Source organism: Streptomyces sp. NPDC051452 (genome assembly GCF_044454765.1).
In the GTDB taxonomy this organism is placed as follows: domain Bacteria; phylum Actinomycetota; class Actinomycetes; order Streptomycetales; family Streptomycetaceae; genus Streptomyces.
Genome location: NZ_JBITEB010000010.1, coordinates 139588 through 160876 on the forward strand (window position 1 = coordinate 139588; position 21289 = coordinate 160876).

The window sequence follows — 21289 nt, forward strand, 5'->3', positions numbered from 1 at the left end:
CGTCGCGGCGGTGATCAGAGGTTGTCCGCGTCGACGACGGCCCGCGCGAAGGCGGTGGGCGCCTCCTGCGGCAGGTTGTGGCCGATTCCCCTCAGGGTCCGGTGCTCGTACGCGCCGGTGAACCTGTCCCGGTACGAGGCCCCGTTCCCCGGGGCCGTGAAGGGGTCGCGCTCGGGGTCCAGGGTGATGGTGGGCACCGTGATGACCGGCCGCGTGGCGAGCCGCCGCTCCAGTGCGTCGTAGCGGCGCTCCCCGTCGGCGAGGCCCAGCCGCCAGCGGTAGTTGTGGATGACGACGGCCGCGTAGTCCGGGTTGTCGAACGCGGCCGCGGTGCGCTCGAACGTGGCGTCGTCGAAGTGCCACGTCGGGGAGACGGTCTCCCAGACGAGCCGGGCGAGGTCGCGGCGCAGGGTCCTGTCCTCCATGGCGAGCCGGCCTCGCTCGGTGGCGAAGTAGTACTGGTACCACCAGGTGTGCTCGGCTCGGGCCGGCAGCGGCTTCCGGTTGGCCCGCAGGTCGGTGACGAGGTAGCCGCTCACCGACACGAGGGCCGCGCAGCGCTCGGGCCAGAGCGCTGCGACGATGTCGGCGGTGCGCGAGCCCCAGTCGAAACCGGCCAGCACGGCCTTCTCGATCTTCAGGGCGTCCATCAGGGCGACGAGGTCGAGGGCGACGGCCGACTGCTGGGCGTTGCGGACCGTCCGGCCGGACAGGAAGCGTGTCGTGCCGTGGCCGCGCAGATACGGGACGATCACCCGGTAGCCCTCCCGGGCCAGCAGCGGGGCGACGTCGGCATAGCTGTGGATGTCGTACGGCCAGCCGTGCAGGCAGATGACCACGGGGCCGTGGGCGGGGCCCACTTCGGCGTAGCCGACATCCAGCAGACCTGCCCTGACCCGCTTGAGCGGCGGAAACGTGGTGTGCCCGGGGCCCGTGGTGTGTACCGGGTGGGGGGCGGCCGTCGGCGTGGCGGCATTCCGGGGAGCGGCGGACGCGGTCGATCGCCCCAGCAGACCGGTCGGCGAGGCGGCGGTCACGCCCGCGCCCAGTCCCAGCGCCTTGCTGAACCCACGCCTGTCGATCATGTCGATCCCTCCGCGCGATCACCTGCCCCGACCCCTGCGATGACCGACTGTGACATAGCCAACGTCACTCGTCAAACAGGTGACGTAAAGTTCACTCCCCTGTCTCCACGGCAGATTCGGCGCCACCCCGTCACCACTTGGTCCGGTGAGACACGCTCCGTCTACGGCCGTGAGCGGGGAGTTCAGCTCCCCCGGGGCAGGACCAGGACACGGAAGGGGCCGGTCAGGAGGGCCCTGGGGGCGTCGCCGACGGGGCGGCGCCATCCCCAGGAGCACAGCGTCTGCACCGTGTCGACGTCGCGGCGGCTCACCAGCGTGACGCCGAGTGCGGCGTCGTGGTCGTCGAGCAGCCGCCTCTGCAGCCTGCGCGCGAGATTCCAGGCGCGGTCCTGGTACTCCCTGCGCACCCGGGACGGCACGACGATCCCCGAGATCACGAAGAGCCGTCCGGAGGCTGCGCGGTGCAGCAGGCTCCGGGAGAGGTAGCCGTCGAACCCCACCCACCGAGGGCCGGCCCCGCACGCGGGGAAACCGTAGGCGTACCCGGTCAGGGCAGTGGTCTCCGCGACGAGGAGCGAGAATCCCGGCCGCCGGGCGTCGGCCGCCAGACGGCGCAGGAAGGCACCGCGGGCCTGGTTCCACGCCCACGGACTGCCGCCGGAGATCTCCGCGTACAAGTCGCCCAGGTCCCGGAGCCGGTCCTCGACCTGGCCTCGGGTCAACTGGCGTACGCGCTCGCCCTCGTGGGGCGAGGAGCCGCGTTCCGGACGCCGTGGACGCGGGGCACGGGAGACCTGGGGCATCCGACCCGGCACCCTCGCGGTCCGAAGCGGCGTGTTCGCGGTCATGGGCACGGTCATGTGCACGCCCTGCCCCGGGCACGGGAATCACCCGGCCCGGCGTCGTCGCTCGCCGAGAGCGGCAGCGGCGCCGGTCCGGTCCGGAAGCCGGCGCGGCGCCCTCGGTACTTTCAACCGTACTCCCGGGCACGGACCGTCGCGGCCGGGCGGCGAGAGGGCGGCAGACGACGGCCGTACCGGTGCGCCGCCGCGTGGCCCCGGCCGGGCAGGGGCGGTCACGCCCCGAACGCGACCCTGCCGCCCCGCTGTCAAGGCCGGGCGGCAGAGTGCGGGACGGACGCGCCGACATGCCGGCTGCTGGTCCGAACCCACACGCGGCACGGCCGCTCTCCACCACACAGGTCACCAAGGGCAAAGGACTCAAACCGCGGAGTGGCCGACGGGTGAAGTCGGCGTCGGCGGTGGGGCGAGGTGAAATCTACGGCGGCCGGCCCACATCTTCGGGCATGCCGGGGATAGGGTTGCGGAGCAACACAGACGCAGCCCAGTACGAAGGTGCCATGCCCGCCGAGTACCCTCCCGTCGCCGGCCACCTCGACGACGACGACTACCCCGCCTACACCATGGGCCGGGCCGCCGCCGTTCTCGGCACCACCCCGGCCTTCCTCCGGGCCCTCGGCGATGCCGGGCTGATCGCGCCGTTGCGCTCGGGGGGCGGTCACCGCCGCTACTCGCGCCGCCAGTTGCGCGTCGCCGCCCGGGCTCGTGAGCTCGTCGACCAGGGCACCCCCATCGAGGCGGCGTGCCGCATCATCACTCTGGAGGACGGGCTCGGCGACGCTCTGCGCCGGATCGAGGGTATGCGCCGAAAGCTGGACGAGCAGGGACTGAATATCTAGAGCCGCCGGTACAGCTATTCCAACCCCCGACACGTGGGCTCCACGCCACATCTGAAAGACATGGGGTTTTCACTGGACCTGTGTTAGCGTGATACCAGTTGCAGTTTTGGTTACCAGAGACTTGTTTCTTTGCAGAGCTTTCCGGATCTTTCCGGAGGGGTGATCATCGCGGCGACTCGGATCCGTAAAGTGCGGCATCCGGCACTGCCCCCCAAGGGAGATTCAATATGGCATCTGGCACCGTGAAGTGGTTCAACGCGGAAAAGGGCTTCGGCTTCATCGAGCAGGACGGCGGCGGCGCTGACGTGTTCGCCCACTACTCGAACATCGCCACCTCCGGCTTCCGCGAGCTTCAGGAAGGCCAGAAGGTTACCTTCGACGTCACGCAGGGCCAGAAGGGCCCGCAGGCCGAGAACATCGTTCCCGCCTGATCTGACGCGAAACAGTCGTGAGCCCAGGGCTCGCGCATCACATGGTTGGGGCCCGCGCTCTTGGGGTGCGGGCCCCAGTCCATTTTCCACTTCTCCGAATGACCGCCCAGACGCAGGTCTTCGGATTTTTATTCGGCTCATTCTTGTGAATCCTCGCGCCACTCGCGCGGTTCTCCGCCGCCGGGAGGGCTGCCGAGGAGCTGCCGCGGAGGAATTCCTCGATACGTGCCGCATCGAGGAAGGTTCCCCCATGAACCGCACCCGCTCCGCTCGTTCCGAACGCTCCGGTCGCGCTGACCGCTCCGAGCGTTTTCGGCCACAGGAGTCCCGCCGTCGAGGCCCCCGTCCGGGCACCGGACGACCCAACGGCCAGGGCACGCGTTCCGCCCCGCGCCCGCAGGAGTTCGCCCTGCCGGTCACCCTCACCGAGCCGCTGCCCGCGGTCGAGGAGTTCGCCGAGCTCGACATGCCCGATCGGCTGCTGGCCGCGCTCAGCGCCGAGGGCGTGACCGTGCCCTTCCCGATCCAGGCCGCCACGCTGCCCAACGCCCTGGCCGGCCGGGACGTCCTGGGCCGCGGCCGTACCGGCTCGGGCAAGACCCTCGCCTTCGGCCTGCCCCTGGTGGCCCGGCTGCAGGGCCAGCGCGCCCAGCCGCGCCAGCCCCTCGCCCTGGTCCTCGTGCCCACCCGGGAACTGGCCCAGCAGGTCACCGACGCGCTCACCCCTTACGCCCGCGCCCTGCGGCTGCGGCTCGCCACCGTCGTGGGCGGCATGTCGATCGGCCGCCAGGCTAGTGCGCTGCGCGGTGGCGCCGAGGTCGTCGTCGCGACCCCGGGCCGTCTCAAGGACCTCATCGAACGGGGTGACTGCCGGCTCGACCAGGTCACGATCACCGTCCTGGACGAGGCCGACCAGATGGCCGACATGGGCTTCATGCCGCAGGTGACCGCGCTGCTCGACCAGGTGGCTCCCGGCGGACAGCGCCTGCTGTTCTCGGCCACGCTGGACCGCAACGTCGACCTCCTGGTGCGCCGCTACCTCCACGACCCGGTGGTCCACTCGGTCGACCCGTCCGCGGGCGCCGTCACCACCATGGAGCACCACCTGCTGCACGTGGCCGACGCGGACAAGCACGCCACGGCCACCGAGATCGCCGCCCGCGACGGGCGGGTGATCATGTTCCTGGACACCAAGCACGCCGCGGACCGGCTGGCCAAGCACCTGCTGTCCGTCGGTGTCCGCGCCTCCGCCCTGCACGGCGGCAAGTCGCAGCCACAGCGCACCCGGACGCTCACCCAGTTCAAGGACGGCCACGTCACGGTGCTGGTGGCCACCAACGTCGCGGCCCGCGGCATCCACGTCGACGACCTCGACCTCGTCGTCAACGTCGATCCGCCCGGCGACCACAAGGACTACCTGCACCGCGGTGGCCGCACGGCCCGCGCGGGCGAGTCCGGCACGGTCGTCACCCTCGTCCTGCCGCACCAGCGGCGCGCGATGGACCGGCTGATGGCCGACGCCGGTATCACTCCGCGCAGCGCCCGGGTCCGCCCGGGCGAGGCCGAGCTGAACCGCATCACCGGCGCCCGGACGCCCTCCGGCGTCCCCGTCACCGTCACCGTCCCGGTGGCCACGCCGCCCGCCGAGCGGCGCGACCGCGCGGGTGGCGGCGGCGGTCGCGGCCGGCGCGGACGCTCCGGCACCCGCAGCCGCCGCTCCACCCCGAGGACCGACGGGTAGCTCCGGCGGTCGCAGGTTCGCTCCCCGCGGCCGAGGCCGTCTCCCGCTCGTCCCGCTCCGCCCGACGAAGAGCCGAAGTCGCCGCCGCCCCAGAGGAGAAGCCGTTGCCGCCGTTCCCGTCCCATGCCCGTCAGGTGCCGCCCATCCGCCGGATCCCGCGCGCCCAGCGGGTACCGGCCGCCGCCTACCGGGCCGGGAACGACGGCACCGGGCTGACCGCCCGTGACGCCATGCACGCCCCCGGGCCCCAGGTCGACGAGCACATGATGGTCGACGTGGCGTTGTCCGTGCTCATCGGCGCCCGCGTCCCGCACCTGCTGCTCCAGGACGCGGACGGCCGGTGCACGGGCCTGGTCACCCGGGACCAGCTCGCCGCGCACCGGGGCGGCTCCTGGTACACCGACCCGACCCGGCTGCGGGACATCCCGCTCGACCGCGGGCCGTTCACCCCGTCCACGACCGTCCTCGACGACGCGGAAGCCGCCATGCGGGTCCGGACGCTGGACGTGTCCCCCGTCGTCGACGAACAGGGTTACGCCCTGGGCGTCCTCGCTCTCACGCCCTGACCGCCGTTCGTCCCCCGAACTCCGTGCCGTCTCAGTAGCTTTGTGGAGGCATCATGCGCTGTGTCATCGCCCGATTCCCCTTCGACCTCACCAAGAACGAGGTCGAGCGGTCGATGGAGGGCGTCACGCCCGAACCCGTCACCGGCGTGTCCGTGGTCATCGGCCGCCGCACCTTCTGCGTGAAGCAGGTCGGGGAAGTCGTCACCAGGCAGGACCGCCGCGACTTCACCGCGGCCGAGATGCGCAGGGCCCTGACCCGGCTCGGCTTCACCTGCCACGACGCCCCCACCGCCACGCCGGCCCAGGAAGTGCCGACCACCGACGACTCCTGGGGCTGGTGACCCGGGCGGCCGGCTGAGCGGCGGCCCGCACCCGGGAGCCGCCCGGCTGTCAGGGGTCGCCCGGCCGGCACCGCGGGCACCACACCGTGCCACGGCCGGACCTACGGCTCCGGCACAGCCGGGTGCCGCAGCGCGGACAGTGAGGGTCGGCGTCGTCGCGGTGGCCGGTGAGCCAGGTATCGCGCGGCGGGACGCGGCCGGCGGTGACGGCCGAGCGCAGGGTGCCGCGCATCCGTGCGTACAGCCGGCGGCGGTCGGCCGGGGTGAGGTCACGCGCTCCCCGGTCGGGGCGCAGCCCGGCCCGCCACAGGATCTCGTCGGCGAGCAGATTGCCCAGCCCGGCGAGGACGGACTGGTCGGTGAGGGCGGTCTTGAGATGGCCGCGGCGCGCGGCGAGCGCCGCCTCGAACTCCTCCCGGCCCACTCCTCCCGGCCCACCGCCAGGGCGTCGGGACCTGCCGTTCCAACAGCCGGGAGACGCCCGCGTCGTCTTCGGCAAGCCAGACGCCCCGCAGCTTGCGCTGGTCGCGGTAGACCAGCCGGTGACCGCCGGACAGTGTGAACAGGACGCGGTCATACGCCTCGACCGGGTCGTCGGGCCGCCCGCAGACCAGCAGTCCCGTCATGCCGAAGTGCGGCAGCAGGGTGGGGCCGTCGCCGGTGGGGGCGAGCAGCCACTTCCCGTGCCGCTCCGGCCGGCCGAACCGCCGCCCTTCGAGCGCGGCGCGCAGTCCCCGTACGCCGGTCCCGTGCAAGTACGCCCGTGTCGCGCACGTCGACACGCCGGACGGTCCTGCCCCGCGCGCAGGAGTCGGACACCTGACAGGGAGAGGCCCACGGTGACCGCTCTCGCGGGACCGTGGGCCTCTTCGTGCGCCGGGGTCGGACAGGTCTGGTCTCAGGGCATGGTCGGTCCGACCCGGTACGCCACCGCGGTGCTACCAGTGGCGACGGCCGCCCCAGGAGGCGTCGTCGACGAAGCGGCGGTGGTCGTTGCGCAGGGTGGCCGTGTCCTCGCGGTCCCACACGGACTTGTGGCGGTCCTGGAACACGTCACTGCGGGTGTCCTCGCCGACGCCTGTGTGGACGCGGACCGTCGAGCGGCCCTCGAGACGGAAGTGACGGAACGTGTAGGTGTGCCCGTCCCGGTCGGACAGGGTCCAGTCGTCGAGGTTGACGGAGTGGCGGGAACCGTTGGTGATATCCACCCACTCCCGGTTCAGGGAGCGGTTGTCGCGCCCCTGGGCGGGAGCCTGCACGCGGCTGATGTAGACGGTGCCGTGGTGCGCGCGGGGTGAGGGGTGGTGATCGGCGGCCGCGGCCGGCAGCGCGACGGCGCCCACGGCGGCGGCCGCCACGGCGGCAACGGCGGTCATGCGACGCACAGAAGCGGAAACGGTCAAGAGAATCCTCCTACAGAGATCCGGAGCACCTCCGGACGGCGCCGCGAGCGTCGCAACGTCGCAGGCCGGCGGTGGTGCCTAGTGCGTTCGGCGGCTGGCTGGCCGCGCACCCACACTCTGCAACCCGGGCAGCCGGTATGTGGAGGAGATGTGGCTTCCATTACCGTTTCAACATCTTCCTGTTACAGATACCTGTAACGTCCATATATCCTCCGAACGTCCGCATTGACCCTGAGTCAGCCGAGTTGGCCGCTTCGGTACCGGCCTGTCCGGCCTGACCGTCAACGCGTCGCGTCCCGGAGCCGGACGTGCCGTCACCCGAAAGTGAGTAACAGCGGTAGGGGAGCCGGGTCAGGCCGCCGCCGGGCGCGGGTCCGGCCTCAGTACGGCGAACACCGCGTGGTCCGGGTCGGTCAGCCAGGCGATACGGCCGACGTCCGGCACGGTCGCCGCCGGCATGAGCACCGTCCCGCCGTTGTCCTCGACGTCGGCGACCACGGCGTCCACGTCCGCCACGGCGAAGTACGGCACCCACCGCGCGTCCTCGTGACCGGGTTGCAGCGCGGCCACGCCGCCGAAGGCGCCCTCCTGCCGGTCGCCTTCCCCGACGCTGAGCACCTGGTACGACATGCCCGGCGCCCGCATCTCCTCGGCGCGCCAGCCGAACAGGTCCCGGTAGAAAGGGATCGCCCCCTGGGGGTCGCCGACGTGCAGTTCGACCCAGACCAGCGTGTCGTCCTCGGACGCCGCCTCCAGACCCTGATGGGACTGCAGCACGGCGAACCGCGCGCCCTCGGGATCGGTGAGCTGGGCCATGGACACCGCGCCCATGGTCACGGGCTCGGCGCGCACGGTGCCGCCGAGGGCGACGGCATCACGGACGGTGGCCTGGACGTCGTCGGTCCGGAAGTACGTCATCCAGGCGGACGCGGCGCCCTGTTCGGTCAGCGGACCGAGGGCGGCCACGGTCTTGCCCTCCTTCCGGAAATAGCCGTAACCGCCCGCCTCGGGACCGGCGGACGCGAACCGCCACCCGAAGACGGCGCCGTAGAAGGCGACGGCCGCGTCCGGGTCGGGGCTGCCGAGGTCGATCCAGATGGGCGATCCGGTGCGGAATTCCGTACCGAGCATGCGCTTCCTCCTGCCAGTGGGGTCCGAAAGCCGCCGCCACTATGCCGACGGCGGGAGCGGGGCACTGGGCGCCGGACCGGACACCCGGGCGGGTTCACCCGGCCGGGGACGAACGAATCTGCGCAGGAGTGGCACATGGACTGCACACAGCCTTTCGAAAGGCTCGTTACCGTGGCTGGTCGCTCGCTTTCCCGTTCGAGCGTGACCAGGCCGTGGCCCGGCGGGCCGTCGGCGCAGTCCACTCAGGAAGACCGCGCATGGACTACTGCACCTCGTGCCGTCGGCACCTCAACGGCGCCCTGGTGTGTCCCGGGTGCGGCGCGTACGCCCCGGACATCGCCCCACCCGTCACCGTCCGTCTCAGCGACCCGCCCCGGACCGCGGACTCGACGTGGCCGGACCCGACGTGGCCGGACCCGGCGCCGCACGGCTTGGCCTACGCCGCGCCCGACGCCGGGGCGCCCGACGCCGGGGCGCCCGACGCCGGGCCGGTGGTGGCGGACGCGGAGAGCGAGGCGGTGGCCGCCGGGCCGGCCGCCGATGCCGAGGGAGCGCCCCCCGCGTCGCGGGGCCGGGCCGCACGCCGTCGGCAGCGGGCCCGCTGGAAGAAGAGCCGGCGCAGGGCCGCGGTGGCCACCGCCGTGGCGATCGTCGGGGGCGGCCTGACCGTCGCCTCGATGGAGCGCGGCTCCGCCGGCCGGGCGCAAGCGGCGACCGCGCCGGACCACCGGGCCATGGGCGGCCTGGCCGACGAACAGCCGGCCCGGTCCGACGGCCCGGCCCCGGCCGTGCCCACCGCGCACCGCACCGCCGCCCGCACGACCGCTGCCGCCGCACAGGCGCCCGCCACCGACACTGACCGACAGCGGTCCCTGTCGATCACCCCCCGTACGGCACCGCCGGCCGTCCGGCAGGTCACCACCCGTCAGGACACCGCCACACCGCCTCGTCCGGCCGGACCGAGCACCCCCCGGCCGCAGTCCGCCGCCCCGGCTCCCGTCGGCACGACGCCCGCGCGCACGAGTACGGCACCCGCGCCGGCAACGCCCGCCACCCCCGCCGCCGACGGCACCGCCTCCGGCACGACCGGGTCCGCCCCCGCACCGGCGTCGACGCCCACCTCCACGTCGTCCTCGCGCCTCTGCCTGGTCGTGGTGTGCCTGGGCTGACGGGGCGACAGCCGGGTTTCGCCGCGGAGATGGTGCGTCGGGGGGACGCGTCCGCGCGTTGCCGGTCTCCGGCAGTGTTCACTAGGGTCTTCGTGCCGGACCGGCGTCAAGGAAGCGTCGCCGGAGCGTCAGGATCACGGGGGAGCGGCAACGGCGTGTCGGAGCAGGACATACCGGAGCGGTATGTGGAGGGGTTCGCCCGTGCCCTGGCCGAGGTCGCGTCCACCGGCCGCCGGCTGACCCGTGAGGAGCTGACGGCCCGCCGGGCGCTGGGCGAGCGGGCCGCCGACGCCGGCCACGGCCTGCGCGCCCTCGTCGTCGCCCATCTCGCCGCCGCCCGCACCGCCTGGCCGCCCACGGCCGGCTCGGCCGACAGCGCGCTGGCCGCCGTACAGCAGGCCGTGGACGCGTTCGCCGAGGGCTACGAGCGCGCTCAGCGCCTGGCCGTCCGCCGGGAGGAGGCCGTGCGCCGGGAGTTCATCGACGATCTGCTCTACGGCCGCAGCGACCTGGGCAGGCTCGCCGAGCGTGCCGAACGCTTCGGTCTGCGGCTGTCTCGCGCGCACGCAGTGGCCGTGGCCGAGGGCCGAACCGGCTTCGTCGAGGGCGGTCCGGCCGCCCGCCGGGTGGAGGCGTCCGTCCTCGCCCGGTTCGACACCCGCGACATCCTGCTCACCACCAAGAACGGCCGGCTGCTGTGTGTCGCGCCCGGCGAGGACGACGAGGTCCTCGCCCACTTCGCCCGGCAGGCGGCGGCCGCGGACGACGGCCGGGTCGCGATCGGCCGCCCCCGCCCCGGCCCCGGCGGTGTCGTGCAGTCGTACGAGGAGGCCCTCGCCGCGCTGGAGATGGCCGACCGGCTCGACCTGGCCGAACCGGTGCTGCGCACCGCCGATCTGCTCGTCTACCCGGTCCTCGCCCGCGACCGGCAGGCCCTGGCGGACCTGGTGTCGCACACGCTCGGCCCGCTGACCGGGGCCCGGGGCGGTGCCGGGCCCCTGCTGCGGACCCTCACCGTGTACTTCGACTCGGGCTGCGTGGCCGCCGAGGCCGCCCGCCGGCTCGCGCTGAGCGTGCGCGCGCTCACCTACCGTCTGGAGCGCATCCGCGCCCTGACCGGCGCCGACCCGGCGGACCCGGCCCACCGCTACACGCTGCAGACGGCCGTGATCGGCGCCCGCCTGCTGAACTGGCCCAACTCGCCCCTGTGACGCCCCGGTTCGACGGCCGCCGTGAAGTCCCGGCAGCCCCCGTCATCCGTCAGAGCTCCTCGTCCTCGTCGACCGTGCGGACCGGGCGGGACCGGCCCGGTTCGGGCCGTTGGGCGAGCTCGGTGCGTACGACCAGCACGTCACCGATGAACAGGTCGTAGATCACGATGCCGATGACCCCGCCGACCAGCGGTCCGACGATCGGGATCCACCAGTAGTTGCTGAACACGCCGGACACGCTCCCCGGGAACGCCAGACTGTTCCAGCCCGCCGCGTAGGTGAACAGGCGCGGCCCGAAGTCACGGGCCGGGTTGATGGCGTAGCCCGCGTTGGCGCCGTAGGACATGCCGATGGCGGCGACGACGAGGCCCACGATCAGCGGCGCGAGGTTGGCCTTCACCGCCTGGTTGCGCAGGTCGAGGACGGCGGCGATCAGCATCAGCAGAAAGGCGGTACCGACGATCTGGTCGATCAGCGGGCCCCAGACGCCGCCGTTGAAGTAGGGGGCCGGGAAGGTGGCGAAGATGGAGAACGTGGCGTTCGTGTGCCCGTTCACCTTCGGCCCCGGCACGGCCTGGTCGAAGGCGTTGATCGCGCTGTGGTACACGAGGTAGACCAGCGCCGCTCCGGTGAGGGCGCCGACGACCTGTGCGAACCAGTACGGCAGCACCTTGGCCCAGGAGAACCCGCGGCGCACGGCCATCGCCAGGGTCACCGCAGGGTTGAGATGGGCGCCGCTGACGCCACCGGCCACATAGACGCCGAACATGACGGCGAAGGCCCAGCCCCAGGCCACCAGCAGCCAGTCACCGGCCGCCAGGAAGATGGTCGTGGGGGTCGCGGCGCGGCCCGAGCCGGGCAGGGCCGCGACAGCCATGGCCACCACGCCACAGCCGAAGGAGATGAGGACGAAGGTCCCCAGGAACTCCGCCAGGCACTCGCCCAGGAGCCCGCCCCGGCTTCTGAGCCGGGACGGTTTGACGAGCGTAGGGATTTCGACAGCCATTGAGGCCCCCATGTCAAGAGAGCAATGCGGCCAATGTCACCATATTGACCCAGAAACTCACTCCCTGCAGCGCGACGGAACGCCGTCAGCTGTCGAGGTCGTCGGCGTAGTGCCGGAACCCGTGCCGGTCCTGGTGCATGCCCCACAGGCTCCGCGCCAGCACGGCCGGGTCCCTGCGCGCGTGCCCGGGGACGATCGCTCCCGGGATCACGAGCTGGGCCACGTGGATGCCCTCCCCGGCCAGCCGTTCGTGCAGCAGATGCCCGTACGCGCTCTCCGCGGCGAACGCGATCGAGGTGCCGGCCCGGTCGGGATGGGGCACGGCCGCGGTCCCGCCGTTGACGAGGAGGATCGTCCCGCGCCCCAGCCGGCGCATCCCCGGCAGCACCTGCCGTACGGCGGCGACGGGGCCGTACACGGAGAACTCGACGGGGCCGACGAGATCGCGGTGCCCGGTCTCCAGCACGGGCCGCATGAAGTCCCGGTGCGGGACGGGGCTGTACTGCAACACCTCGACGGGCCCGAGGGTCGCCGCGGTCTCCTCCAGAGCGTTTGTCAGCTCCTGCGGCCTGCGCACGTCGGCGGTGAAACCGCGGACGGTGATCCCCTCGGCCGCGAGTCCGTCGACGAGCTCGTCCAGCCGGGTCCGGTCGCGGGCGATCAGGGCGACGTCGTACCCCTCACGCCCGAACCGGCGCGCGACGGCGGCCCCCAGCCCGGGCCCGGCCCCCACGATGGCGATGCTGCTCATACCCGCATCCGTACCGCGCGGGCCGGGACCGCACACACACCAGGTCCGCCACGGGCGACCCGGGCTACGCCGGCGCCTGCGCTCAGACCGGGTCGGCGCCCGTCGTGCCGGACCGCGTCCGTTCCGTCTGGGCGCGGGTGACGGCGTGCACGGCGAACGCGCCCGCGACGGCGGCCCCGATCACCGCCACGTCACTGGCGAGCAGCGGCCACACCTCGGTGTAGGCGCGGGCGATGATCTCGTCGGTGGAGTCCCGGTAGACGATCCCGACGCCGCTGAGCAGCCCGACGATCCACAGGCCCCACCAGACGTTGACGGAGACGGGCAGCCTACGGCCCGGCGAGCCGGTCTCGAAGGCGTCGACGACGATGCCGCGCGGAATCCAGAGGTTCACCACGGGAAAGATCCATCCCAGGTACACCCAGAAGCCGGAGTAACGGGGCGTCAGGCCCGACAGGGCGCGCGCGTTGTCCCGCAGCCGCCACAGCCACGACAGGAAGAGCAGCGCGCAGAGGAAGGCGGCGCCACCGCCGAGGGAGGTGACGAGGTGGTAGGAGTTCTCCAGGCCGTCGAGCGGCCGGTGCACCCCGCCGCCCTGGTCCGGCGGCCCCGAGGCAGGCTCCCCGGCCCTGGCGAGCCGGATCTCCCACACCGCGCGCACCACCCAGGCGAGCCCGGCGAGCAACAGTCCCCCGACAGCCAGCTGCCCGGACAGCCGGACGGGCCGCGGCCCGGGCCCCTGGGCAGATGTCTGATCCATATGTTCGGTCACCGCCTCATCCTCGCCCAGCCGGCCCCGGCGGCCATAACCTGGCCGGCTCAGGCCATCCAGAAGAAGACGGCCGTCATGCGCTTGTCCTCGAGCGTCCGGCCGGCGTAACCGGTCGCGCTGTGCACGAGGTTGGCGTTGTAGAGCAGCAGGCGGTTGTACTTGTGCGGGACGCGGACGTCCTCCTCGAAGGCGTCCGGGGCCACGAAACGGGTGCCGAGGGCCTCGACGAGGTTGTTGTGCGGGGCCTGGACGACGTTCCCCCCGAGGCGGCCGCCGGGCAGGGACTGGCGGTAGAAACTGGTGCCGCAGTCCTTGGGCACGCCCGGGTTGAGGTACAGCACGGCCGCGTACCGGCACAGGGCGCGCGAGTCGGTGTGCGGGCGTGGCTCGCTCTCGCCCTCGCCGACCACCTGGACGCAGTTGTGGTTGAGGGTGCCGCCGCCGGGCGCTCGCTGCACCCACAGCTCCCGCGCGCCGGTGGACTTGCGCACCAGCCGTTCCACGCGGGCGAGTTCGGCCGGCTCCAGGCCGGGCATGGCGCGCAGGCCCGGCCAGCTCTCGGAGGTGTACGGGTAGCCCTCGACCCAGTCGTCCTTGGCCAGACAGCGCTCCCGTACGGCGTCCACGTCGGGCAGGACGTCGTCCAGCACCCAGTAGTCGCGGCCCTTGGTGGGCTTGCGGTAGGGCAGGACGGGCAGCGCGGCCGGCGTTCTGGGAGGCTGTGGGGGCATGCGGCGAATCTAGGACGCGTGCGATCGGGCTTCTCCCGGCGGCGGGTCAACGTTTGGGCAACCGTTCGCCATGCGCACCAACTTTTGGCAAGCCGGAGTTTTTACCCGCGGAACAGAGACGGATCGCTCTCCCGTCCGTACACCTGTGCGTCCGAACCGCCCGCGCCGACATGGTGGGCGGCTCCACGACCAGGAGGCACGGTGCGCTTTTCGCGGAACGCGACGGGAACTCTCTTCGTGGGCGGTGCGATGGCCCTCACCCTCGCGGCCCTCGCATACCCGGGCATGCTCGGGCTGGACACCGTCTCCAGCTCGCAGACACGGATCATCGCGCAGACCCAGTGGGGGCCGCTCACCGAAGGCGACCGTGACTTCGTGGTCAGGGTGCGCGCCGCCGGGCTGTGGGAGTACCCGCTCGGTCAGATCGGCCTCCAGAAGGGCTCCTCCAAGGGGGTCAAGACGGCCAGCGCGCACCTGGTCGACGGACACGCGGCGCTGGACGCCTCCTGCCGCAAGATCGCGCCCATGCTGAACATCACGCTGCCCAACGTGGCGAGCCCACAACAGGAGGGGTTCGTCACCCAGTTGAAGGCGGAGAGCGGCAAGCAGTTCGACACCGACTTCGCCAACATCCTGCGGATGACGCACGGCTCGATCTTCAACACCATCGCGAAGGTCCGCTCCACCACCAAGAACTCGCTGGTGCGCGCCCTCGCCGACCAGGCCAACGACACCGTGCTCGACCACATCACGGTGATGGAGAAGACCGGTCTGGTCGACTTCGACCAGACCATCTTCAACCAGACCACCCCGCCGAAGCTGCCCTCCTCCGACCTGACCCCGCCGGCCCCGCCCGCCGGCCAGCCGGAGGTGGTCCTCACTCCGCCGCCGACCGCCACGTCCACCGCGCTGGATCTGAACGGGATCACCGGAAGCGGCGGCGGCGCGGGCGGCGGCGCCCCCGCCCCCAGCCCGAGCCCCACCGTGGGCTAGGTACGAGCTGCCGCGCCGCAAGGTACTCACCGGCTCGAGGTGCCCCGGCCGTACGTCGGCCGGGGCACCTCTCCTGCGCGGCGTCTCATCGCCTACTTCAGCGCGGTACCACCCGAGTTGTGGTAGGCGATGGTCTTGCCGATCAGGTTCCCGCCGTCGGTCTCGACCGAGGTCTGTTCCTGCTGCCCCGGACCGAACATCAGGCCCGCGACATGGGCCTTCGCCACCTGGTCCAGGTGGGCGAAGAGCCAGTCCACCTTGTCGTCCTTGTAATGGTTGAGGGTGTTGTTCTGCGCCATGTTGCCGACGGGGATCTGCCACAGGACGACCGGCTTGCCCACGGACTCGGCCATCGTCTTGTAGAACCGCATCGAGTCGGCGGCCTTCTGCCCGGTCCAGAAGGTGTCACGGCCGCCTTGGGCCGGCTGTGCGTACCAGCCCGCGTCGCGGTCCGACACGTCGCTGACCAGGAAGTCGGCGTTCCGCGCCCCGAGGTTCGCGTAGTCCTTGACGCATGCCTGGGTGTTGTTCTGCCAGTCCCAGCAGGTGAGGTGGAGCCCCACGGCGGTGTGCGGCGCGTACTTGTGCGCCATCGAGATCAGGCAGCGGGAGAGTCCGGCGGCGCTGTTCTCCTGGGATCCGCAGTCCTTCGGATTCGCGGCTGTGACCTGCGCGGCGACCTTGTGCGGACTGCCGAGCGACCGGACGTACCCCCAGAAGTCGGGTTCGAGGTCGATCATGTCGCGCGACGTGCCGATCTTCTGGAGGAAGAAACGGTAGTCGTTCATGTACCGGGTGAGCAGGTCCACCCGGTCGATGGCCTGGACCTCGCCCGGACCGTCGCCCTGGCCTGCCAGATCCCCGAGGTCGCGCAACGAGTACCACGTCCAGAGCATCTTCTGCGGACGCGGCCGGCCCTTGTACGTCGCCTTGGCCACCTCGCTGTCCCGCCAGGTCACGTAGGTGCCGGGCGCCGTGGTGCTGCCGTTCCAGCAGCCCCACCAGTTCGACCACCCGTCCTGGCAACGCGATGCCGAGTAGTAGGCCGACGAGGGCGCGGGCCGGCTGTGCACATAGGCGTATCGCGCGTCGAACGGCGCGGCGTTCGCCGAGGCGTCGGACATCGAGCCGCCGATGAGCACCGTGCTACTGCCCATGAAGCGTTTCGCCGAGCTGCCGTCCGTCGCGGGGGGCGTGCCGGCGCTTCCCGTGTTCCCGGCCGGGACGAGTTTCCACTGCTGCTCGGCGCCGCCCCGGTCGCGGTCCTGGACGACGTGTTCACCGTCGGCCTTCGAGGCGTTGTGGACCTCGACGGCCTTGCCGCTGAAGCGGTTGATCAGACGTACGTAGCCGTCCGGCGACTTCGCCAGTTTGAACTCCTGGTTGGAGCCTTTCCGGTCGCTCCACTGGACGAGGTCGGAGCCGTTGCTCTTCGACCAGTGGTAGTCGTCCAGCACCTTGCCGGAGTTCCGGTTCTGCAGCCGGTAGTAGCCGTCACCGGCGTCGATGAACCGCCACTGCTGGTTGGCTCCACCGTGACGGTTCCACTGCACCACCGCCGCCCCGTCGTTCGTGGCGGCGGCACGGCCGTCCAGCACCTTGCCGCTGTTGTGGTTGACCAGCACGTACCACGCCTTCGGATCCACGGGTTGGGCCGATGCGCTGTTGACCACGACGACGGCGCCGCTCACGACAGCCATGACGACGGCCGCCCAGACACTGCGCCGCGCGATCAGCCGTCGGCCACGATGTGCCGCTCTTCGTCTCACCGCGACGGTTGAGTCGGTCGACTTGGGTGGGCGAGGGGACATGTCTGTGCTCACTTTCAGGCGTTGCATCTGACCGGACCACCCGGCCGGGCAACACTGAGTGGTCCGGGCGGCCGGAAAGGTTGCCGCGCGCCCGAAGATCCACGAACACGCGTCCAGGAAGCGGGTTCAGCAGGTCGTACACCGTCCGAACCCAGGTACGTCTTCACCGAATGATCACTGCTACGCTTCCGGATCTCCGTCCGGGCCCACCCTCCGGATGTCCGCATGTCATTTGCATGACACTCGCAGAGCTCGCACCGAGGAGAGGTCGCCCGTGGGCACAGTCGTCGACGACGCAGCCTCCGTGGAGTTCCATGCTTTCTTCGACCGGCACTACGCCGAACTCTCCCGGCTGGCACACCTGTTGACCGGAGAGGCGGATGCCGCCGACGACCTGGCGGCGGACGCCTTGCTGGCGCTGTGGCACCGCTGGGACCGGGTGCGGGCGGCCGACCATCCGGTGGCGTACGCGCGGGGCGTGGTCGCCAACCTGGCCCGCTCCCGCATCCGCGGCGCGGTGCGCGAGCGCCGGCGGATCGCACTGTTCTGGTCGCACCGCGAGGAGCGGACCGAGAACCCGGACGTCGCGGGCGTGGTGGATGTCCAGGAGGCGCTGCGTCGGCTGCCCTTCCGCAAACGGGCGTGCGTGGTGCTCCGGCACGCGTTCGACCTCTCGGAGAAGGACACCGCGCTCGCCCTCGGCGTGTCGGTGGGTACGGTGAAGAGCCAGACGTCGAAGGGAATGGCCGAGTTGCAACGGCTGCTCGGCACCCGGCGTCCCGAGCGGAAGGTGCACGCGGCGATGGCCCGGGGCGGCGCCGAAAGCGGAGGAAGGAACCGATGAGGCAGCAGGACGTGCACGACGAGCTGCGCGCCCGGCTGCACGAGGCGGCCGGCGCCCACGAACCCGACCGCGCGCGCATGCTGGCCCGCGTGGAGCGCGGCATGGCCGCGCCGCCGTCCCGCCCCGTGGGTCACCGCGCCGCACGGCCCCTGCTGGGCTGGGTGCGGGTGGTCGGCGCGTCCGCGGCGGTCGCCGGGGTGCTCGCCGTCGGCGGGTACGCGGTGGCGTCCGCGGTGAAGAACGCGCCCCCGGAGCAGAAGCGTACGGTCGCCGTCTCCCCCACACCCAGTACCTCGCCGGACGCGACCGCGAGCCGTCCGCCCGTCCGCACCGCCACCCCGGCGCCCGGCGTGGGCACCACGCGGCCGTCCGGTGCGCCGAGTGCCGGTAGGTCCCCGAACGCCCGGGCCTCCGCCCAGCCGCCCGCGCCCCCCGGCGAACGGAGCGGCCCACTGTGGTTGGACGGCTCTGTGAACCCGCACAGCAACGACTTCTGGGCCCAGAGCGATGTCACCCTGAAGACGACCAGCCAACTCAGCGCGCTCACCGTTCAGTTGAAGGTCGCCCAGACCGGGGGTGTGGCCTCCACCGGCGCCTGGCGCTCCCTGCCCGAGGCGGACTTCACCCAGACCGTCCAGGAGCGGAGCGGCTTCCTCGTCTACTCCTGGACGCTCAAGGACGGCCGTACGGTCCCGGCGGGCCAGTGGGTCTTCGCCGGCCAGTACAACCACCAGCAGGGCGGCCGCAACGCCAAGGACGACAGCTGCACCGTCACGGCGACGGCCGACGGCCACGCGTACACCGTGGGCGGGGGATTCGCGGCGCATACGCCCGCCGGCGGGGGCTCCTAGCCAGGTCAACGAGAGGGCCTAGGCCAGCCAGACCGTGGTGTCCGGTGGCAGGGTCCGCGGGTCGGGCAGCGGGGCGCTGCTCAGCAGGGGCTCGCCCGGCGGCAGCGGTACCGGGGCGGCACCGAGGTTGGTGACACAGCGCCAGTTCTCGCGGCGGGTGAAGTCCAGGACCCCGGCCGGGGCGTGCGGCGCCCAGGTCAGCGTCTCGCCCTCCAGCAGCTTGCGGCGCAGCCGCAGCGCGGTGCGGTACAGCTCCAGCGTGGAGCCCTCCGCACCGGCCTGGGCCTCGACGGCGTACGACGCGAACGACGACGGCTGCGGCAGCCAGGCCCCGCCGGACCCGAAGCCGTACGAGGGTCCGGTCGTGGTCCACGGCAGCGGCACCCGGCAGCCGTCACGGCCCTTGCGCACGTGCCTGGTCTGCTCCCAGATGGGGTCCTGGAGGACGTCGGTGGGCAGGTCGGCCACCTCGGGCAGGCCCAGTTCCTCGCCCTGGTAGAGGTAGGCCGAGCCGGGCAGCGCCAGCATCAGCAGGGTCGCGGCCCGGGCCCGGCGCAACCCGGCCGCCGCGTCGATCCCGGGTGCGGCTCCGCCCGACAGCAGCCAGGCGCCCGGATCGGTGCCGGGCGGGAGCATCAGGCGCGAGGCGTGGCGGACGACGTCGTGGTTGGAGAGCACCCAGGTCGCCGAGGCGCCGGCGGCACGGGCCGTGGCCAGTGAGTCGGTGATGACCTGGCGGAGGTCGCCGGCATCCCAGCGGGTCTCCAGGTACTCGAAGTTGAACGCCTGGCCCAGCTCGTCGTGACGGGCGTACAGGGCGCGGCGGGCGGCGGGTACCCAGGCCTCGGCCACGGCGGCGCGCGGCGGGCTGTAGGCGTCGAGGACCCGGCGCCAGTCGCGGTAGATCTCGTGGACCTCGTTCCGGTCCCAGTAGGGGTGGCTGCCCGGCGCGACCCGCGCCAGCGACTCCTCGCCGGTGGCGCCGATGCCGCCGACGTCCCGCAGCGGTGCGGAGAGGTCCTTGGCCAGACCGTGGGCGACATCGACACGGAAGCCGTCGACGCCCCGGTCCGACCAGAAGCGCAGGGTGGTGCGGAAGTCGGCGCGGACCTCCTCGTTGTCCCAGTTGAGGTCGGGCTGTTCGGGCGCGAAGAGATGCAGGTACCACTCGCCGTCGGCGGTCCGCCGCCAGGCGCTGCCGCCGAAGACGGACGGCCAGTCGGTGGGCGGGAGTTCACCGTGCGGCCCCCGGCCGGGCCGGAAGACGTAACGGTCGCGGGCGGCGGAGCCCGGGGCCGAGGCCAGTGCCTCTTGGAACCAGGGGTGCAGGTGCGAGGTGTGGTTGGGGACGAGGTCGACGAGGACCTTCAGGCCGAGCCGGTGGGCCTCGGCGACCAGGGCCGAGAAGTCCTCCAGGGTGCCAAGGCGCGGATCGACGTCCCGGTGGTCGGCGACGTCGTAACCGCCGTCGGCGAGTTCGGACGGGTAGAACGGGCTCAGCCACAGGGCGTCGACGCCGAGCGCGGCGAGATGGTCCAGCCGCTGGGTGACCCCCCTGAGGTCGCCCAGGCCGTCACCGTCGGCGTCGGCGAAGCTGCGCGGGTAGACCTGGTAGATGACGGCCTGCCGCCACCAGTCGGGGTTCCTGGACGAAAGGTCTGCCATAGGGGGATCCCTTCGGGGGAAGGACGACAGCAGAGAATCTGTCCACCTTGCCCCGAGAGGGAACACTCGCACGTCACGGAAGGGATCACCCCGATGCGGCGCGCCGCGCTACGGCCGCTCGACCGTGTCCAGGTACAGCTTCACGTAACGGTCCACGTCCACCTGCAACGCCACGTCCACCAGCGTCTGTTCGCGGCGCCCCTCGTGGATCTCCGACTCGCCGGGGCGAGGGCGCCGGTCGACGATCGTCTGACCCCGGGACGGGCCGGGGGCGAGGGAGACCTCGACCGGCAGGAGACGGGTGGTGATGCCCTGCGGGTCGGCGACCGCGCACACCGCGCCCGCGTCGCCGAGGCCGCCCGCCTCCTCCGCCTCGGGCTCGCCGCCCTGGGTGGTCGGCCGGTGGGCGAGGAGGTCGCCGGCCAGGCGGGTGCCAGGCTCGGTGCTCGCGCGCAGCCGGTGCACCTCGGGGCCGGGCACGACCACCCGCATGAAGACGTCCAGGCCGTACATGGTGATGGGTACCCCGGCGGTCAGCAGCACCGCCGCCGCCTCCGGGTCGTGCCACACGTTGAACTCGGCGACCGGCGTGGCGTTTCCGGTGGCCACCGCGCCGCCCATGAACACGATCCGCTCGATGTTGCCGGTCACCTCGGGGTGGGTGCGCAGCAGCAGGGCGATGTTGGTCAGGGGCGCGGTCGGGATCAGCGTCACCGGGCGGGGGGACGCGAGGATCTCGCGGCGCAGCAGGGACACGGCGTCCTCGGCGGCCGGGGCCCGGGTCGGCGCGGGCAGGCCCAGGTCGCCCATGCCGTCGGAGCCGTGCACGTGCCGGGCCGAGCGGGCCGGCTCGATCAGCGGACGCTCGGCACCTCGCCCCACCGGGATGTCGGGGGCGCCCGCCCGCTCCAGCACCGTCAGGGTGTTGCGCACCACCCCGTCGACGTCCGTGTTCCCCGCCACGCACGTCACCGCCCTCAGGTCCAGGTTCGGGTGGCGTACGGCGAACAGCAGGGCCAGAGCGTCGTCGACACCCGTGTCGCAGTCGATGATCACGGGAATGGGCTGACCGGTCACAGCGGACTCCT

The 21289-nt window shown here is 72.3% G+C and carries 22 protein-coding genes and 1 pseudogene; 10 read left to right on the plus strand and 13 right to left on the minus strand.

All coding sequences use genetic code 11. The features are described from left to right. Positions 1-14: 14 nt before the first annotated feature. Both ACIBA9_RS23360 and ACIBA9_RS23365 read right to left on the minus strand, forming a co-directional pair. The gene (locus tag ACIBA9_RS23360; RefSeq protein ID WP_399365818.1) at positions 15-1085 is read right to left on the minus strand and encodes an alpha/beta fold hydrolase; all 1071 of its coding nucleotides are present in this window, start codon (positions 1083-1085) and stop codon (positions 15-17) included. Between the two features lie 182 nt (positions 1086-1267). Next, a complete protein-coding gene (locus tag ACIBA9_RS23365; protein WP_399365820.1) occupies positions 1268-1888 on the minus strand; it encodes a hypothetical protein in 621 nt (206 codons plus the stop codon). Between the two features lie 557 nt (positions 1889-2445). Here ACIBA9_RS23365 and ACIBA9_RS23370 point away from each other — a divergent pair. From ACIBA9_RS23370 to ACIBA9_RS23390, 5 genes are all read left to right on the plus strand, one after another. Continuing rightward, positions 2446-2784 carry a MerR family transcriptional regulator gene (locus ACIBA9_RS23370; protein ID WP_399365822.1) on the plus strand — a complete coding sequence of 113 codons (339 nt, stop codon included), beginning with the start codon at positions 2446-2448 and terminating at the stop codon, positions 2782-2784. Positions 2785-3011: 227 nt separating this feature from the next. Continuing rightward, positions 3012-3215 (plus strand): cold-shock protein, encoded by a 204-nt coding sequence (locus tag ACIBA9_RS23375; RefSeq protein ID WP_007383480.1) that lies wholly within the window; start codon positions 3012-3014, stop codon positions 3213-3215. 250 nt (positions 3216-3465) lie between these two features. Beyond that, entirely contained in the window at positions 3466-4956 is a 1491-nt protein-coding gene (locus ACIBA9_RS23380; RefSeq protein WP_399365824.1) for a DEAD/DEAH box helicase, read from the plus strand. 230 nt (positions 4957-5186) lie between these two features. Further along, positions 5187-5522, plus strand: coding sequence for a hypothetical protein (locus ACIBA9_RS23385; RefSeq protein WP_399366018.1), 336 nt, complete (start codon positions 5187-5189; stop codon positions 5520-5522). Positions 5523-5575: 53 nt separating this feature from the next. Next, entirely contained in the window at positions 5576-5863 is a 288-nt protein-coding gene (locus tag ACIBA9_RS23390; RefSeq protein ID WP_362149940.1) for an SCO5918 family protein, read from the plus strand. 49 nt (positions 5864-5912) lie between these two features. Here the strand turns inward: ACIBA9_RS23390 and ACIBA9_RS23395 are convergent, their stop codons facing one another. The 4 genes and pseudogenes from ACIBA9_RS23395 to ACIBA9_RS23410 form a co-directional block, all read right to left on the minus strand. After that, positions 5913-6287, minus strand: a complete 375-nt coding sequence (locus ACIBA9_RS23395; RefSeq protein WP_399365827.1) for a hypothetical protein — start codon at positions 6285-6287, stop codon at positions 5913-5915. Between the two features lie 145 nt (positions 6288-6432). Further along, positions 6433-6645: pseudogene (locus tag ACIBA9_RS23400) on the minus strand (DNA-formamidopyrimidine glycosylase family protein); the annotation flags it as partial. A gap of 156 nt (positions 6646-6801) precedes the next feature. Further along, complete coding sequence (locus ACIBA9_RS23405; RefSeq protein WP_399365829.1) at positions 6802-7239, minus strand: lamin tail domain-containing protein; 438 nt, start codon at positions 7237-7239, stop codon at positions 6802-6804. Positions 7240-7617: 378 nt separating this feature from the next. Further along, entirely contained in the window at positions 7618-8397 is a 780-nt protein-coding gene (locus tag ACIBA9_RS23410; RefSeq protein ID WP_399365831.1) for a VOC family protein, read from the minus strand. Between the two features lie 257 nt (positions 8398-8654). On the opposite strand from ACIBA9_RS23410, the gene ACIBA9_RS23415 reads away from it, so the two are divergent. Then, on the plus strand, positions 8655-9566 hold the full coding sequence (locus ACIBA9_RS23415; RefSeq protein WP_399365833.1) for a hypothetical protein: 912 nt from the start codon (positions 8655-8657) through the stop codon (positions 9564-9566). 155 nt (positions 9567-9721) lie between these two features. After that, entirely contained in the window at positions 9722-10777 is a 1056-nt protein-coding gene (locus ACIBA9_RS23420; protein WP_399365835.1) for a PucR family transcriptional regulator, read from the plus strand. 49 nt (positions 10778-10826) lie between these two features. On the opposite strand, the gene ACIBA9_RS23425 is transcribed toward ACIBA9_RS23420, so the two are convergent. From ACIBA9_RS23425 to ACIBA9_RS23440, 4 genes are all read right to left on the minus strand, one after another. Further along, entirely contained in the window at positions 10827-11783 is a 957-nt protein-coding gene (locus ACIBA9_RS23425; RefSeq protein ID WP_399365837.1) for an MIP/aquaporin family protein, read from the minus strand. Between the two features lie 85 nt (positions 11784-11868). Then, complete coding sequence (locus tag ACIBA9_RS23430) at positions 11869-12534, minus strand: SDR family NAD(P)-dependent oxidoreductase (protein ID WP_399365839.1); 666 nt, start codon at positions 12532-12534, stop codon at positions 11869-11871. A gap of 82 nt (positions 12535-12616) precedes the next feature. Beyond that, a complete protein-coding gene (locus tag ACIBA9_RS23435; RefSeq protein ID WP_399365841.1) occupies positions 12617-13294 on the minus strand; it encodes a DUF4328 domain-containing protein in 678 nt (225 codons plus the stop codon). A gap of 59 nt (positions 13295-13353) precedes the next feature. Continuing rightward, a complete protein-coding gene (locus tag ACIBA9_RS23440; RefSeq protein WP_399365843.1) occupies positions 13354-14037 on the minus strand; it encodes a DUF6445 family protein in 684 nt (227 codons plus the stop codon). Positions 14038-14286: 249 nt separating this feature from the next. On the opposite strand from ACIBA9_RS23440, the gene ACIBA9_RS23445 reads away from it, so the two are divergent. Continuing rightward, positions 14287-15030 (plus strand): DUF4142 domain-containing protein, encoded by a 744-nt coding sequence (locus tag ACIBA9_RS23445; protein WP_399366020.1) that lies wholly within the window; start codon positions 14287-14289, stop codon positions 15028-15030. Between the two features lie 92 nt (positions 15031-15122). Here the strand turns inward: ACIBA9_RS23445 and ACIBA9_RS23450 are convergent, their stop codons facing one another. Further along, entirely contained in the window at positions 15123-16730 is a 1608-nt protein-coding gene (locus ACIBA9_RS23450; protein WP_399365845.1) for an RICIN domain-containing protein, read from the minus strand. A 385-nt stretch (positions 16731-17115) separates the two neighbouring features. Here ACIBA9_RS23450 and ACIBA9_RS23455 point away from each other — a divergent pair, with 385 nt between their 5' ends. Together ACIBA9_RS23455 and ACIBA9_RS23460 are read left to right on the plus strand one after the other, a co-directional pair. Next, the gene (locus ACIBA9_RS23455) at positions 17116-17685 is read left to right on the plus strand and encodes a SigE family RNA polymerase sigma factor (RefSeq protein WP_399365848.1); all 570 of its coding nucleotides are present in this window, start codon (positions 17116-17118) and stop codon (positions 17683-17685) included. Further along, the gene (locus tag ACIBA9_RS23460) at positions 17682-18536 is read left to right on the plus strand and encodes a hypothetical protein (RefSeq protein WP_399365850.1); all 855 of its coding nucleotides are present in this window, start codon (positions 17682-17684) and stop codon (positions 18534-18536) included. The genes ACIBA9_RS23455 and ACIBA9_RS23460 overlap by 4 nt, the downstream gene beginning before the upstream one ends. An 18-nt stretch (positions 18537-18554) precedes the next feature. Here ACIBA9_RS23460 and ACIBA9_RS23465 read toward each other — a convergent pair whose 3' ends face one another. Further along, positions 18555-20201: a glycoside hydrolase family 13 protein gene (locus tag ACIBA9_RS23465; RefSeq protein WP_399365852.1), complete on the minus strand. Its 1647-nt coding sequence runs from the start codon at positions 20199-20201 to the stop codon at positions 18555-18557. Between the two features lie 108 nt (positions 20202-20309). Further along, entirely contained in the window at positions 20310-21278 is a 969-nt protein-coding gene (locus ACIBA9_RS23470; RefSeq protein ID WP_399365854.1) for a nucleoside hydrolase, read from the minus strand. Positions 21279-21289 lie beyond the last annotated feature (11 nt).